Raw genomic sequence first — 14,203 nt, 5'->3', positions numbered from 1 at the left:
GATGGATTCGGTCACGACCCAAGCTCCCAGGACAGGCGCCGGAGCGCGGCGCGTTCTGGTGCTTCAGGGCGGCGGAGCGCTGGGCTCTTATCAAGGCGGCGTCTACGAAGGCCTTGCCGAAGCCGATTTCCGGCCCGACTGGATCGCCGGCATCTCCATCGGCGCGATCAACGCGGCGCTCATCGCCGGCAACAAGCGCGAGGACCGGCTGGCGCGCCTGCGCGAATTCTGGGAGACGGCGAGCGCCGTCCTGCCGTTCAACGTGAACATGCCCGACTCGACGCTGCGCACCCTGTACGGCGAGGCGGCGGCGGCGTGGACGGCGACGGTCGGCGTCGCGGGCTTCTTCCGACCGCGCCTTCCGCCCGCCGTGTTCTATCCGCCCGGCGCACCGGAGGCGCTCAGCTATTACGACACCGCGCCCTTGCGCGCGACGCTGGAGCGGCTGGTCGATTTCGACCGCATCAACGCGAAGGAGATCAGGCTCAGCCTGGGCGCCGTGAACATCCGCACCGGCGCGCTCGTCTATTTCGACAACGAACACTGCGCCATCGGGCCGGAGCATGTGATGGCCTCGGGCGCGCTGCCGCCCGGCTTTCCGCCCGTCGAGATCGACGGCGAGCATTATTGGGACGGCGGCGTCGTCTCCAACACGCCGCTGCAATATGTGATGCAGAACGAGCCGAAGGACGATCTGCTGATCTTCCAGGTCGATCTGTTCAACGCGCATGGGGCGCTGCCGCGCACGCTGCTGGAAGCGGCGGAGCGCGAGAAGGACATCCGCTATGCCAGCCGCACCGATCACAATACCGATCTCGACATGAAGATCCACGCGGCCAAGGTGGCGCTGCGCGCGCTGCTGGCCGAGCTGCCGGAGGAACTGCGCGCCTCGCCGAACGCGGCGTTGCTGGGCGATCTGACCTATGAGAACGCGGTGACGGTGGTGAAGCTCTGCTATCGCCGCAAGCCCTATGAAGGGCCGTCCAAGGATTACGAATTCTCGCGCCAGACCATGCTCGAGCATTGGCGCACCGGGCTCGCCGATATTCGGCAGGCGATGAAGAAGCGCGGCGAGATGCTGTGCGAACGCGACAAGATCGCGAGCAAGACCATCGAGACGGCGGAGTACATGCCATGAACCGCGACGCGATCCTCGGCGCCAGCTCGATGCCGCTGTTCAGCCCGAGCTATCCCAAGGGGCCGTTCCGCTTCGTGCGGCGGGAGTATTTGATTATCACCTATCGAACGGATCCGGCCGCGATCCGCGCCGCCCTGCCCGAACCGCTGGAGCCGGCGCCGGGCGACCTCGCCTATTACGAGTGGATGAAGATGCCCGATGCCTCGGGCTTCGGCGACTATGAGGAGAGCGGCACCGGCATTCTCGCGTCCTACAAGGGCGAGCCGTGCAATTTCTCGGTCCAGATGTATCTCGACGACGAGCCGCCGATCACCGGCGGGCGCGAGATCTGGGGCTTTCCCAAGAAATACGGCGTGCCGCGGCTGACGGTCATCAAGGACACGCTGACCGGCACGCTGCACTACGACGACGAGCGCGTCGCGCTGGGCACGATGGCCTACAAGCCTGTCAGCCTCGCCGACAAGCTCGACCAGGTGAAGGCCGGCATCGCCAAGCTGAACGTCAATCTCAAATGGATTCCCGACGTCGACGGCGGGCCGAAGATCGCGCAGCTCGTCGGCTACAATCTCGAAGACATCGTGGTGCATGAGGCGTGGGACGGGCCGGCGCGGCTGCACTTGATCCCGCACGTCAATTGCCGCGTCGCCGACCTGCCGGTGCTGGAAATCGTCGGCGGCCGGCACCAGATCGTCGATTTCGTATTACCTTACGGTCGTGTGCTGCACGACTACCTCGCGTAGAAGGAGATCGCCATGTCGCTCAAGGGAAAATCCGCCGTCGTCACCGGGTCCACCAGCGGGATCGGGCTCGCCTATGCGCGGGCCTTCGCCAAGGAAGGCGCCAACATCACGCTGAACGGCTTCGGCGACGCCGCGGCGATCGAGAAAGAGCGCGCCGGCATCGAGGCCGATTTCGGCGTCAAGGCGATCTACTCGCCGGCCGACATGACCAAGCCCGACGAGGTCGCCGGCATGATCGCGCTGGCGGAGAAGACCTTCGGCGCGGCGGACGTCCTGGTGTGCAATGCCGGCATCCAGTTCGTGGCGCCGATCGAGGAGTTTCCGGTCGAGAAATGGCAGCAGATCATCGCCATCAACCTGACCTCCGCCTTCCTATGCATGCGCGCGGCGGTGCCCGGCATGAAGAAGCGCGGCTGGGGACGCATCATCTCGACGGCGTCGGCGCATTCGCTGGTCGCCTCGCCGTTCAAATCGGCCTATGTCGCGGCCAAGCACGGCATCGCGGGCCTGACCAAAACCATCGCGCTGGAGACCGCGACGCACGGCATCACGGTCAACTGCATCAGTCCCGGCTATGTCTGGACGCCGCTGGTCGAGAAGCAGATCCCGGACACGATGAAGGCGCGCAACTTGACCAAGGAACAGGTCATCAACGACGTGCTCTTGGACGCTCAGCCGACCAAGCAGTTCGTGACGGTCGAGGAAGTCGCCGGCATCGCGGTGTTCCTGTGCTCCGACGCGGCGAAGAACATCACCGGCGCGAATATCTCGGTCGATGGCGGCTGGACGGCGGAGTAAATCCCTACCCTCCCTCAAGAAGAGGGTCGAAGCTACGCCTTGATGCTGCCCGCCAGCATCTTGCGGATGCCGGCGCCGTAGGGCGGCCGCAGCATCGCGGTCAGGTCGCGGCCGGTCTGCTGGAACACCGCCTTGGCATGGCTGAAGGTCCGAAACCCGTCGATGCCGTGATAGGAGCCCATGCCCGATGGGCCGATGCCGCCGAACGGCAGGTCCTCCATCGCGACATGCATCACCACGTCGTTGACCGATACGCCGCCGGAGGTCGTGCGCGTCAGCACCTTTTCCTGCTCGGCGTTGTCGCTGCCGAAATAGTAGAGGCCGAGCGGGCGGCTGTGCGCGTTGACGTAGCCGATGGCCTCGTCGACCGCACCATAGGTCTTCACCGGCAGGAGCGGCCCGAAAATCTCGTCCTGCATGATCTTCATGTCGTCGGTCGGGTTGAGCACCAGCGTCGGCGGGATCTTGTGATAGGGCTGCTGGCGGAAATCTTCCTTGGCCGGATTGAGCTCCACGATCTCGGCGCCCTTGGACCTTGCGTCGTCGAGATAGCCCTGCAGGCGGTCGTAGTGGCGCTGGTTGATCACCGAAGTGTAGTCCGGATTGTCCTTCAGCGTCGGGAACATGGCGCTGACGGCGTTCGCCGCCTCGTGCACGAAGTCGCGCGCCTTGTTCTCAGGCACCATCACATAGTCCGGCGCCAGGCAGATCTGGCCGGCGTTCATCGTCTTGCCGAACATCACGCGCTTGGCGGCGAGCGACAGATCGGCGCTGTCGCCGACGATCACCGGCGACTTGCCGCCGAGCTCCAGCGTAGTCGGCACGAGATTCTCCGCCGCCGCCTTCATCACGTGATACGCGATCGAGGTCGCGCCGGTGAAGAGCAGATGGTCGAAGGCGAGCCGCGAGAAGGCGGCGCCGACATCCGGGCCGCCGGTGAAGACCGCGACTTCGCTCTCGTCGAAGGCGGAGCGGAACATGCGCGCCATCAGCTCGGAGGAGCGCGGCGTGAACTCGCTGGGCTTGATCATCGTGCGGTTGCCGGCGGCGAAGATGCCGGCGAGCGGGCTGAAGGTGAGATTGAACGGAAAATTCCACGGGCTGATCACGCCGACCACGCCCTTGGGCTGATACTCGACATGGGCTTTGGCGCCCAACAGGCCGAGGATGGTCGGCGTCACCTTGCGCTTCTCGCGCTTCATCCAGCTCTTCAGATGCGCCCTGGCGTGCTTGAGCGGGCCGATCGAGCCGGACACGTCGGTGAACAGCGAGGCCTCGACCGAGCGGTGGCCGAAATCCTCGCGGAGCGCGTCCGTGATGGCGTCCTTGTGGCCGACCAGAAGCGCGATGGCGCGATCGAGCCATTCGATGCGCCTCTCCGCGCTGGGCGCGCCATCCTTGAGATGGGCCTTCTTCTGCAGGTCCAGGACGCGGCGCATCTCGGCGGCCGGATCGGGTCTCGCTTCGGCGGCGCTCATATTGTGTCCCTTTCCCTGAATTTCCTGATATTTTGTCAATCTAGTCGCTGCGCCGCACCGCCTCAATGGCGCCCTTAAGAGTTTTTTACGAACCCTCGGCCACACTGATCAAAAGCCCGAACGGCGGGCCGTGGCGGTGGAGCGGGGAGTTGCGTAGCGAACGGGAACTGGCGCTGGCCAAGACCACACTCGCCCTGATGGGCGAATGCGATGTCTCGCCGACGCCGGACAACTACGAGCTGTTCTACACCTATGCCGCCGGCGAAAGCCCGGCGGTCGGCCGCGTCATCGGCGACATGATCGCGACGCGGCGCCCGTTCACGCCCTCGCTTCTCAAGGAATTGCGCGACCGCTGCTTTTCGCGCGACCGCGCCGAGCGCGCGGTCGAGGCGATCGGCGAGACCGTCACCGTCTCGCTCGACGAGGCGATCGCGAAAATGGAGTCGGCGGCGAAATTCGCCGGCGAATACGGCAACACGCTGTCGGCGGCGAGCGGCGAGCTTGGCGGCGAGCAGTCGCCGGAAAGCGTCAGCAAGCTGGTCGGAAGCCTCGTCGCGGCGACCAAGTCGATGGAATCGCGCACCCGCTCGCTCGAGCAGGAGCTGCAGAAATCCTCCCACCAGGTCGGCGACCTGCGCGCCCAGCTCGAGAACGTCCGCCGCGAGAGCCTGACCGATCCGGTGACCGGCATCGCCAACCGCAAGGCCTTCGACACCGAGCTCGCGACCGCCATCGCCGAGTCGCGGCAGAGCGGCGAGCCGATGGCGCTCTTCATGTGCGACATCGACCGGTTCAAGCAATTCAACGACACCTGGGGCCACCAGACCGGCGACCATGTGCTCAAGCTGGTCGCGGCCTGCATCTCCGACAACGTCAAGGGCCGCGACACCGCGGCGCGCTATGGCGGCGAGGAGTTCGCGGTGATCGTGCGCAAGGCCAACATCGTCGCGGCGTGGAAGCTTGCCGAGCAAATCCGCGCCAATGTGCAGAACAAGAAGCTGGTCAAGAAGTCGACCGGCGACGTGCTCGGCTCGATCACCGTCTCGATCGGCGTGGCCGAGCTTTCGGGCGGCGAGGACGGCACGATGCTGATCCAGCGCGCCGATATGTGCCTGTATCGCGCCAAGCATGCCGGCCGCAACCGCGTGATCGCCCAGGACGATCCGCTCGCCGCCGATCTGGATATTGACGCAGCGTAATCCGCTTTCGCGCTTTGGCGTGACGACTTTCCATCATCGGCGAACCGCGTATGCTCCGCGCCGGTCACGGGATGGGAGAAACGCATGCGGACGGAATTCGATCGGGCTTATGTGACGGCGCACGGCAAGGTCGCGGTGCTGACGCTCAATCATCCCGAGGCGATGAACGCGGCCGGCACCAAGCTGGCGCGCGGCGCGGCGGCGGCGCTCGCCTTCATCGAGAACAAGGAGCACGGCTTTCGCGCCATGATCCTGACCGGCGAGGGCCGCGGCTTCTGCTCGGGCGCCAATTTGACCGAGCGCGGCAGCGACGACGGCGGCGTCGGCCAGTCGCTGGAGACCGTCTATCACCCCTTCCTGCGCCGGCTGCGCGACCTTTCCATTCCCATCGTCACGGCGGTGAACGGCGCCGCGGCCGGCGTCGGCATGAGCATCGCGCTGATGGGCGATCTTATCGTCGCGGCGCGCTCGGCCTATTTCCTCCAGGCGTTCGCGCGCATCGGCCTGGTGCCGGACGGCGGCTCGACCTGGCTCCTGCCGCGGCTCATCGGGCTGGCGCGCGCCAAGGAATTGTCGCTGCTGGCGGAGCGCCTGCCGGCGGAGAAGGCGCTCGAATGGGGCCTGATCAATCGTGTTGTCGATGACAACGCCCTGATGGAAGAGGCGCTGCGGCTGGCGAGCCAACTCGCCGACGGTCCGTCCTCGCTGTCGATTACCCGCAGCCTCTACTGGCAGAGCCCGCTCAACACGTACGAGGAGCAGCTCGACCTCGAACGGGCGAGCCAGGAACGCGCTGGCAAGACACAAGATTTCGTCGAAGGCATCTCCGCCTTTCTGCAAAAGCGCCCGGCGAAGTTCCAGGGGAAATAACCCGTCGCTTCGATCTGGATCGGTTAACTCGCGAGTCCGTGACTTGCGCGCGGCCGGTCGTTTCTGACCTATTGGTGACGAATTCCTGACAGGCCGGCGATCCGCCGCGCCTCCCTCCCTGGAGACTTCAGCGATGCGACGCAGCCTTATTCTCTTGGCCGGAGTCTTGAGCGTGACCTGCGCCTTCGCCGCCGCCGACACGGCCGGCAAACCCGAACTCGGCGCATGGGGCATCGACCTCACCGCGATGGACCCGAGCGTCAAGCCCGGCGACGACTTCTTCTCCTATGCGAACGGCACCTGGATCAAGAAGACCGAGATCCCGCCGGAGCGCAGCGGCATCGGCGCGTTCCAGAACCTGCGCATCCTGAGCGAAAAGCGGATGAAGGATATCGTCGCCGAACTGCAGGCCAAGCCGGCCGCGTCGCTGACGACCGAAGAGAAGAAACTCGTCGATCTCTACAACGCCTTCGTCGACCAGAAAACCATCGACGCCCAGGGACTGACGCCGGCCAAGGCCGACCTCGACCGCATCGCGGGCGCCAAGACGCTCGACGACATCGCGCGGCTGATGTCGTCGCCCAAGCTGGCCGATTCCAGCGTGTTCAACATGTATATCGGTGTCGACGAGAAGGACCCCAAGGCCTATTCGATCGTGCTGGGCCAAGGTGGGCTCGGCATGCCGGATCGCGAATATTATCTCGGCACCGAGGCCGGCGAAGTCGCGGCGCGCGAGGCCTATAAGAAGTATCTCGTCTCGATCCTCACGCTGGCCGGTTACGCCGATGCCGACAAGCGCGCCCAGGCGATCTATGACGTCGAGGCGAAGATCGCGCAGCTCCACTGGTCGCGCGCCGACAACCGCGACGAGGACAAGACCTACAATCCGATGCCGGTGTCGGACCTCAAGAAATTCGCGCCGGATTTCGCCTGGGATGGGTTCTTCGCCGAGGCCGGCGTGCCGCTGACGGGACCCAAGGGCGAGCGCGTCGTCGTGGTGACGCAGAAATCGGCCTTCCCGGGCCTCGCGAGGGTGTTCGCCGAAACGCCGGTTGCAGTGTGGCGCGACTATCTGACGGTGCATTATCTGCACATCTTCTCGGCCTATCTGCCCAAAACGTTCGACGACGCGGACTTCGCCTTCTACGGGACCGTGCTCGGCGGACAGCCGCAGCAGCTCGACCGCGCGACGCGCGGCGTGCATTTGCTCGACAACACCCTCGGCGATGCGCTGGGCAAGATCTATGTCGCGAAATATTTCCCGCCCATCGCCAAGACCAAGGCGAAGGAGCTGGTCGACAACCTGATGAAGACCTATGACGCCGACATCCGCACGCTCACCTGGATGTCGGACGCGACGAAGCAGAAGGCGCTCGACAAGCTGCACAAGTTCACGCCCTATGTCGGCTACACCGACAAATGGCTCGACTATTCGGCCTTCCAGGTCGTCCCCGGCGCGCTTCTGGCGGACGTGCAGGCGGGCGGCGTCTTCGAATGGAACCGCGAGCTCAAGCGCCTCGACGATCCGGTCGACAAGGCCGAATGGGGCATGACGCCCCAAACGGTGAACGCCTATTACGATCCGTCGGCGAACAAGATCGTGTTCCCGGCGGCGATCCTGCAGCCGCCCTTCTTCGATCCGTACGCCGACGACGCGGTGAACTATGGCGGCATCGGGGCGGTGATCGGCCACGAGATGAGCCATGGCTATGACGACCAGGGCGCGAAATACGACGGCGATGGCGTCTTGCGCGACTGGTGGACGGCGGAGGACTTCAAGAACTTCAAGGCGCGCACCCAGGCGCTGTCCGACCAGTTCGATGCCTATGAGGCGCTGCCCGGCCTGCACGTGATCGGTCCCAACACGCTGGGCGAGGACATCGCCGATCTCGCCGGCATCACCGTCGCGCTCAAGGCCTATCATCTGTCGCTGGGCGGCAGGCCGGCGCCGGTGATCGACGGCTATACCGGCGACCAGCGCTTCTTCCTGTCCTACGGACAGATCTGGCGCTCGAAGATCCGCGACGCGGCGCTGCGCACGCGGGTGCTCTCCAACGAGCACGCGCCGGACAAGTTCCGCGCCATCAGCGCGACGCGCAACACCGACGCCTGGTATGACGCGTTCGGCGCCAAGCCGGGCGACAAGTACTACCTGGCGCCGGAACAGCGGGTACATCTGTGGTAATCGAAATCGTGCCGCCGGGACCGGGCCCGGCGGCATTTTTCCTTGTCGTATGAGGACGGTCGCATGAAACGCAGTCTTGTTCTTTTGAGCGCGGTCGCCATCGCGATGGCCGGCGCGGCCTTCGCCGGCGAGCCGCAGGTCAAGCCCTGGGGCGTCGATCTTTCCTATATCGACAAGACCGTGAAGCCGGGCGACGACTTCTTCGCCTATGCCAACGGCAACTGGCTCAAGCACGACACGATCCCGGCCGACCGCACCTATTCGGGCGTCAACCTCGAGCTCGACCTCAACAACGAGGCGCGGCTGAAAGGACTGGTCGCCGATCTGTCCAAGACCCCCGACGACAAGCTGACGCCGGAGGGGCGCAAGCTGCGCGACCTCTACAACGCGTTCATGGACACCGCGCAGATCGAAGCCAACGGCCTTGCCCCCGCGAAGGCCGATCTGGCGACGATCGCGCACTACAAGACGCTGAGCGACGTCGCCGCCGCCATCGGCGATCCGCGGCTGGGCCTGGACGGACCCTTCGGATTCTATATCGGCGTCGACGACAAGAATTCCGACGTCTATTCGATCAACCTCTACCAGTCCGGCCTCGGCATGCCCGACCGCGACTATTACCTGAAGACCGACAAGGAAATCCTCGACACCCAGGCGGCATACAAGAAGTATCTCGCCGACATTCTGACCATCGCCGGAGCGACGAACGCCGCGGCGCGGGCGCAGAAGATCTACGACCTCGAAGCCGCTCTGGCGCAGGCGAGCTGGCCGGCCGCCGACCGCCGCGACGCGGACAAGATCTACAACCCGATGACGGTCGCCGAGCTGAAGACGCTGGCGCCGGGCTTCGACTGGGACGCGATGTTCCAGGCGGGGGCGATCCCGGAGAACGGCGGCGCGCGCAAGGTGATCGTGTCGGAGAAATCCGCTTTCCCCAAGCTCGCCGCGGTGTTCGCCGCGACGCCCGTCGCGGTGTGGCGCGACTATCTGGCGACGCGCTATCTGCATCGCTGGGCGGCGTTCCTTCCCAAGAAGGTCGACGACACCGACTTCGCGTTCTACGGCACGGCGCTGGCCGGCAAGACGGCGCAGCTCGAACGCCCGACGCGCGGCATCCGCCTGCTCGACCAATCCATGGGCGAGGCGCTCGGCAAGCTCTATGTCGAGCGCTATTTCGGCGGCGACGCCAAGGCCAAGGCGCTCGACCTCGTGCACAACCTCATCAAGGCCTATGAGGCCGACATCCAGACGCTGGCCTGGATGTCGCCGGCGACGCGCACCAAGGCGCTGGAGAAGCTGCACGCCACGGCGCTGAAGATCGGCTATCCCGACAAGTTCCGCGACTACACGGCGCTCGCGATCGATCGCGGCACGCTGCTGGCCGACGCGCAGGCCGCCGGCGTGTTCGAGTGGAACCGCGAGCTCAAGCGCATCGACGATCTGGTCGACCGCACCGAGTGGGGCATGACGCCGCCGACCAACAACGCCTACAACAACCCCAACCTCAACGAGGTGGTGTTTCCGGCCGGCATCCTGCAGCCGCCCTATTTCGACCCCAATGCCGACGACGCGGTGAACTATGGCGAGATCGGCGCCACCATTGGCCACGAGATCAGCCATTCCTTCGACGACCAGGGCGCCAAGTACAACGCCCGCGGCGTGCTGCAGGATTGGTTCACGCCGGAAGACCTGAAGGCCTTCCAGGCGCGCGGCGACGCCATCGCGACGCAGTACGACCAGTATGAGCCCCTGCCCGGCCTGCACATCAACGGACGGCTGACGCTGGGCGAGAACATCGCCGACATCGCGGGGCTGGTGATCGCGTTCAAGGCCTATCACATCTCGCTCGCCGGCAAGCCGGCGCCGGTGCTGGACGGGCTGACGGGCGACCAGCGATTCTACATCGCCTATGCGCAGAGCTGGCGCGAGCGGCACCGCGATGCGGCGATCCGGAGCCAGGTGCTGTCCAACCCGCACAGCCCGTCGGAATTCCGCGTCAACGGCGTGGTGCGCAACAGCGACGGCTGGTACGCCGCGTTCAACGTGCAGCCGGGCGATAAGCTCTATCTGCCGCCCGACAAGCGCGTGCCGGTGTGGTGAGTTCGAATTGGTAGTGAGGACAGTCATGAAAAAGTTCGCGTTCGCTCTGGCCGGCCTGGCCGGTTTCGCCTGCATCGCCGTCGCCGCGACGGCGCCGGAATTCGGCGCCTGGGGCGTCGACCTGACTGGGATGGACAAGACCGTGAAGCCCGGCGACGATTTCTTCGAATACGCCAACGGCAATTGGTTCAAGCGGACCGAAATCCCCGCCGACCGCACCAGCACCGGCTCGTTCCAGAACCTGCAGATCCTGAGCGAGACCCGCATGAAGGAGCTGATCGCGGGGCTGGAAGCGCGGGGCTACGCCACGCTGTCACCGGAAGAAAAGCAAATCCGCGACCTCTACGACGCTTTCATCGACACGGCAGACATCGAGACGCGCGGCCTTGCACCCGCGAAGCCCGATCTGGCGCGCATCGCGGCGCTGCAATCGCCGGAGGATGTTGCCAAGCTGATGGGCGATCCGGCGTTCCCCTCCTCGTCGGACGGCTACAGCATCGTCGCCGACGGCATCGCGCCGGACGCGAAGAATTCCAACGTCTATGTCGTGACCGTCGGGCAGTCCGGCCTCGGCATGCCGAACCGCGACTATTACCTGAAGGACGATACGGCGCTGGCCGCGACGCGTGACGCCTACAAGAAGTATCTCGCCACGATGCTGTCGCTGGCCGGCGAGACCAAGGCTGTCGAGGCGCGCGCCGCCGCCGTCTATGCGCTGGAGAACGACATCGCCACGGCGCAATGGCCGGCCGCCGACCGGCGCAATGCGGAGAAGGTCTACAACCCGATGACCGTCGCGGACCTTGCGACCTTCGCGCCGGGCTTCGACTGGACGGACTTCTTCAAGGCGCAGGGTATCGCGCCGACACGCAAGGTGATCGTGCGCGAGAACACGGCTTTCCCGGCGCTGGCGCAGACCTTCGCCAAGACGTCGGTCGCGGCATGGCGCGACTATCTGACGATCCATTACCTGCATGCGATGGCGCCGTTCCTGCCCAAGGCGGTCGACGACGCCGATTTCGACTTTTACGGAAAGGTGCTGGGCGGCCAGACGCAGCAATTGCCGCGCGAAACCCGCGCCGTGCACCTGATCGACCAGACGCTGCCGCACCCGTTCGGCAAGCTGTACGTCGCGAAATATTTCCCGCCCGCGACGAAGGCAAAGGCGGAGGCGCTGGTCGCCAACCTGCTGAAGGCCTATGACGCCGACATCCGCCAGATCGCGTGGATGACCGACGTCACCAAGAAGAAGGCGCTGGACAAGCTGCACGCCTTCACGCCGCATATCGGCTATCCCGACACATGGCGCGATTTCTCGGGCCTCGTCATCAAGAAGGACGACCTGGCGGGCGACATCACGCGGGCGAACGCATTCGAGTGGCAGTATCGCCTGGCGCGGATCGACCAGCCGGTCAACCGCAACGAATGGAACATGACGCCGCCGACCATCAACGCCTATTACACGCAGCTGTTCAACTCGATCTTCTTCCCGGCCGCGATCCTGCAGCCGCCCTTCTTCGATCCGAACGCCGACGACGCGGTGAACTATGGCGGCATCGGCGCGGTGATCGGGCACGAGATCAGCCACGGCTTCGACGACCAGGGCAGCAAATACACCGGCGGCGGAATCCTGGAGAGCTGGTGGACCGACGACGACCGCAAGGCGTTCGAGGCCCGCGTCTCCATGCTGGGCTCGCAGTTCGATTCCTATGAGGGGCTGCCGGGCCTGCACATCAACGGCAAGCTGACGATGGGCGAGAATATCGGCGATCTGTCGGGCATCTCCATCGCGCTTCAGGCCTATCACGCCTCGCTCGGCGGGAAGAAGGCGCCGGTGCTCGACGGCTACACTGGCGATCAGCGCTTCTTCCTCGCCTTCGCGCAGATCTGGCGCGGCAAGTATCGCGACGGCGCAATGCGGGCGCAGATCCTGTCCAACCCGCACAGCCCGCCGCATTTCCGCGTGATCGGTCCGCTGCGCAACGTGGATGCGTGGTACGCCGCGTTCGGCGTGAAGCCGGGCGACAAGATGTATCTGGCGCCGGACCAGCGTGTGAAGCTCTGGTAGCGGCTAAGGCCTAACGCTTCTTGCGAGGGCGCGCGGGCTTGGACGCCTTGCGCGCCCTTTTCGTTGCCGTCGGCGAGGCCAGCGCGACCGCCAGGGCGGCGCGGGCCCAACGCGCCAGTTCCTCCGGATCGTCGTAGAGGCGGTCGGGAATTGCCAGCCAGGTCGTCGTGACCAGTTCCGTGCCCTTCATGAAGGTGAAAGGCCTGCACTTTTCCGCGTCGAAGGGCTTGCGGCTTTCCGCGTCGGTCTTGAAGTAAATCACGTCGCGGAAGACTGAACCGATCATCGTCTCGCCGGCATAGATGCCCTCGCCGCCGAAGAACCGGCGCAGGCGGATCGGGCCGAATTCGGCGAAAAGATCGTCGAAGCGATGCGGGTCGGCCGGCACGTCAGTGCGCCTTCATACGCTGGCGCTATGAAGCTATCGCCGGCGTGATCGACACGCTCTCGCCGCAGCCGCAGGCCGCCGTCTGGTTCGGATTGTTGAACACGAAGCGGGCGCCGAGCTTCTCGGTCACGAAATCCATCTCGGTGCCGATGAGGAAGAGGATCGCCTTCGGATCGATGAATATCTTCACGCCCTTGTCCTCGACCACCTCGTCGAACGGCCTGACGTCCTCGGCATAATCCATGGTGTAGGCCATGCCGGCGCAGCCGCCATTGGTGACACCGACGCGCACGCCCTGATACTTGCCTTCGGCGTCGGCCATGATGTCGCGAATGCGCGCGGCGGCGGAGTCCGTCAGGCGGACGGGCTTGGGGCGTTCGCGGCGGGGCTTGGCGGGGATCGTCGTCTGGGTCGTGGTCATGGTCAGTACATGTTCAGTTCGAGTTTGGCTTCTTCGCTCATCCGTTCGGGCGTCCAGGGCGGATCGAAGGTCATGTTCACGGTCACCGCGCCGATGCCTTCAACGCCTTCCAGCGCGTCCTTCACCATGCCCGGCATCTCGCCGGCAACGGGGCAACCCGGCGCGGTCAGCGTCATGTCCACGATCACGTCTTTGTTGTCCGCCACATCGACCTTGTAGATAAGACCGAGTTCGTAGATGTCCACCGGGATCTCCGGATCGTAGACGGTCTTCAGCGCCGTCACGAGCTTCTGGGTGAAATCCTCAAGCTCCGCCTCGCTGAGCGAGGATGCGACGATATCGGCCTGGTTGGGTTGCGCGTTCATTCCGACTTGGCGGCCACGCCGCCCTCCAGAGCTGATTTCATGGTGTGCCAGGCCAGCGTGGCGCATTTCACGCGCATCGGGAACGCCGATACGCCGGCCATCACGTCCAGTCGCTCGCGGTCGTCTTCGTCGAGGCCCTCGACCTCTTCGCCTTTGACCAGGTTGAGGAAGCCGCCCATCAGCTTCTCGGCTTCGGCGACGGTGCGCCCGACGATCATGTCGGTCATCAGCGAGGCCGAGGCCTGGGAGATGGCGCAGCCCTTGCCTTCGAATTTTACGTCGGCGATGCGGTCGCCGGCGTCGAGCAGCAACTGGACCGTCACGCGGTCTCCGCACAACGGATTGTAACCCTGTGCGGTGTTGGTCGCGCCGTCCAGCTTGCCGAAATGGCGCGGATGCTTGGAGTGATCGAGGATTACGTCTTGATAGAGCTCGCGGAGTGAATCGTCCATC

General features: G+C 65.1%; 13 protein-coding genes. 8 read left to right on the top strand and 5 right to left on the bottom strand.

All coding sequences use genetic code 11. The features are described 5' to 3' along the window. Window position 1: 1 nt before the first annotated feature. Genes WDM86_04965 through WDM86_04955 form a run of 3 tightly spaced genes read left to right on the top strand, consistent with a single transcriptional unit; the run spans window position 2 to window position 2,676 of the window. On the top strand, window positions 2-1,138 hold the full coding sequence (locus tag WDM86_04965; GenBank protein MEI9989371.1) for a patatin-like phospholipase family protein: 1,137 nt from the start codon (window positions 2-4) through the stop codon (window positions 1,136-1,138). After that, complete coding sequence (locus tag WDM86_04960) at window positions 1,135-1,878, top strand: acetoacetate decarboxylase (protein ID MEI9989370.1); 744 nt, start codon at window positions 1,135-1,137, stop codon at window positions 1,876-1,878. Before WDM86_04965 ends, WDM86_04960 begins: the two co-directional genes overlap by 4 nt. A 12-nt stretch (window positions 1,879-1,890) precedes the next feature. Next, window positions 1,891-2,676 carry a 3-hydroxybutyrate dehydrogenase gene (locus WDM86_04955; GenBank protein ID MEI9989369.1) on the top strand — a complete coding sequence of 262 codons (786 nt, stop codon included), beginning with the start codon at window positions 1,891-1,893 and terminating at the stop codon, window positions 2,674-2,676. Window positions 2,677-2,708: 32 nt separating this feature from the next. Here the strand turns inward: WDM86_04955 and WDM86_04950 are convergent, their stop codons facing one another. Continuing rightward, window positions 2,709-4,154, bottom strand: coding sequence for a coniferyl aldehyde dehydrogenase (locus tag WDM86_04950; GenBank protein MEI9989368.1), 1,446 nt, complete (start codon window positions 4,152-4,154; stop codon window positions 2,709-2,711). A gap of 149 nt (window positions 4,155-4,303) precedes the next feature. On the opposite strand from WDM86_04950, the gene WDM86_04945 reads away from it, so the two are divergent. The 5 genes from WDM86_04945 to WDM86_04925 all read left to right on the top strand — a co-directional run bounded on the left by WDM86_04945 (window position 4,304) and on the right by WDM86_04925 (window position 12,576). Beyond that, entirely contained in the window at window positions 4,304-5,353 is a 1,050-nt protein-coding gene (locus WDM86_04945) for a GGDEF domain-containing protein (protein MEI9989367.1), read from the top strand. Between the two features lie 84 nt (window positions 5,354-5,437). Continuing rightward, entirely contained in the window at window positions 5,438-6,223 is a 786-nt protein-coding gene (locus tag WDM86_04940; protein ID MEI9989366.1) for an enoyl-CoA hydratase/isomerase, read from the top strand. 133 nt (window positions 6,224-6,356) lie between these two features. Next, on the top strand, window positions 6,357-8,408 hold the full coding sequence (locus tag WDM86_04935) for a M13 family metallopeptidase (protein ID MEI9989365.1): 2,052 nt from the start codon (window positions 6,357-6,359) through the stop codon (window positions 8,406-8,408). 63 nt (window positions 8,409-8,471) lie between these two features. Further along, window positions 8,472-10,508 carry a M13 family metallopeptidase gene (locus tag WDM86_04930; GenBank protein ID MEI9989364.1) on the top strand — a complete coding sequence of 679 codons (2,037 nt, stop codon included), beginning with the start codon at window positions 8,472-8,474 and terminating at the stop codon, window positions 10,506-10,508. A 25-nt stretch (window positions 10,509-10,533) separates the two neighbouring features. After that, the gene (locus WDM86_04925) at window positions 10,534-12,576 is read left to right on the top strand and encodes a M13 family metallopeptidase (GenBank protein MEI9989363.1); all 2,043 of its coding nucleotides are present in this window, start codon (window positions 10,534-10,536) and stop codon (window positions 12,574-12,576) included. Window positions 12,577-12,586: 10 nt separating this feature from the next. On the opposite strand, the gene WDM86_04920 is transcribed toward WDM86_04925, so the two are convergent. From WDM86_04920 to WDM86_04905, 4 genes are read right to left on the bottom strand one after another with little or no spacing between them, the layout of a single operon-like run. After that, window positions 12,587-12,964, bottom strand: a complete 378-nt coding sequence (locus WDM86_04920) for a TfoX/Sxy family protein (protein MEI9989362.1) — start codon at window positions 12,962-12,964, stop codon at window positions 12,587-12,589. Between the two features lie 25 nt (window positions 12,965-12,989). Further along, a complete protein-coding gene (locus tag WDM86_04915; GenBank protein MEI9989361.1) occupies window positions 12,990-13,385 on the bottom strand; it encodes an iron-sulfur cluster assembly accessory protein in 396 nt (131 codons plus the stop codon). 2 nt (window positions 13,386-13,387) lie between these two features. Continuing rightward, entirely contained in the window at window positions 13,388-13,750 is a 363-nt protein-coding gene (locus WDM86_04910; GenBank protein MEI9989360.1) for an SUF system Fe-S cluster assembly protein, read from the bottom strand. Next, window positions 13,747-14,202: an SUF system NifU family Fe-S cluster assembly protein gene (locus WDM86_04905; GenBank protein ID MEI9989359.1), complete on the bottom strand. Its 456-nt coding sequence runs from the start codon at window positions 14,200-14,202 to the stop codon at window positions 13,747-13,749. Before WDM86_04905 ends, WDM86_04910 begins: the two co-directional genes overlap by 4 nt. Window position 14,203 lies beyond the last annotated feature (1 nt).

Source organism: Rhizomicrobium sp., from assembly GCA_037200045.1.
Taxonomy (GTDB): Bacteria; Pseudomonadota; Alphaproteobacteria; order Micropepsales; family Micropepsaceae; genus Rhizomicrobium.
This window is presented reverse-complemented; position numbering and strand designations above follow the sequence as displayed.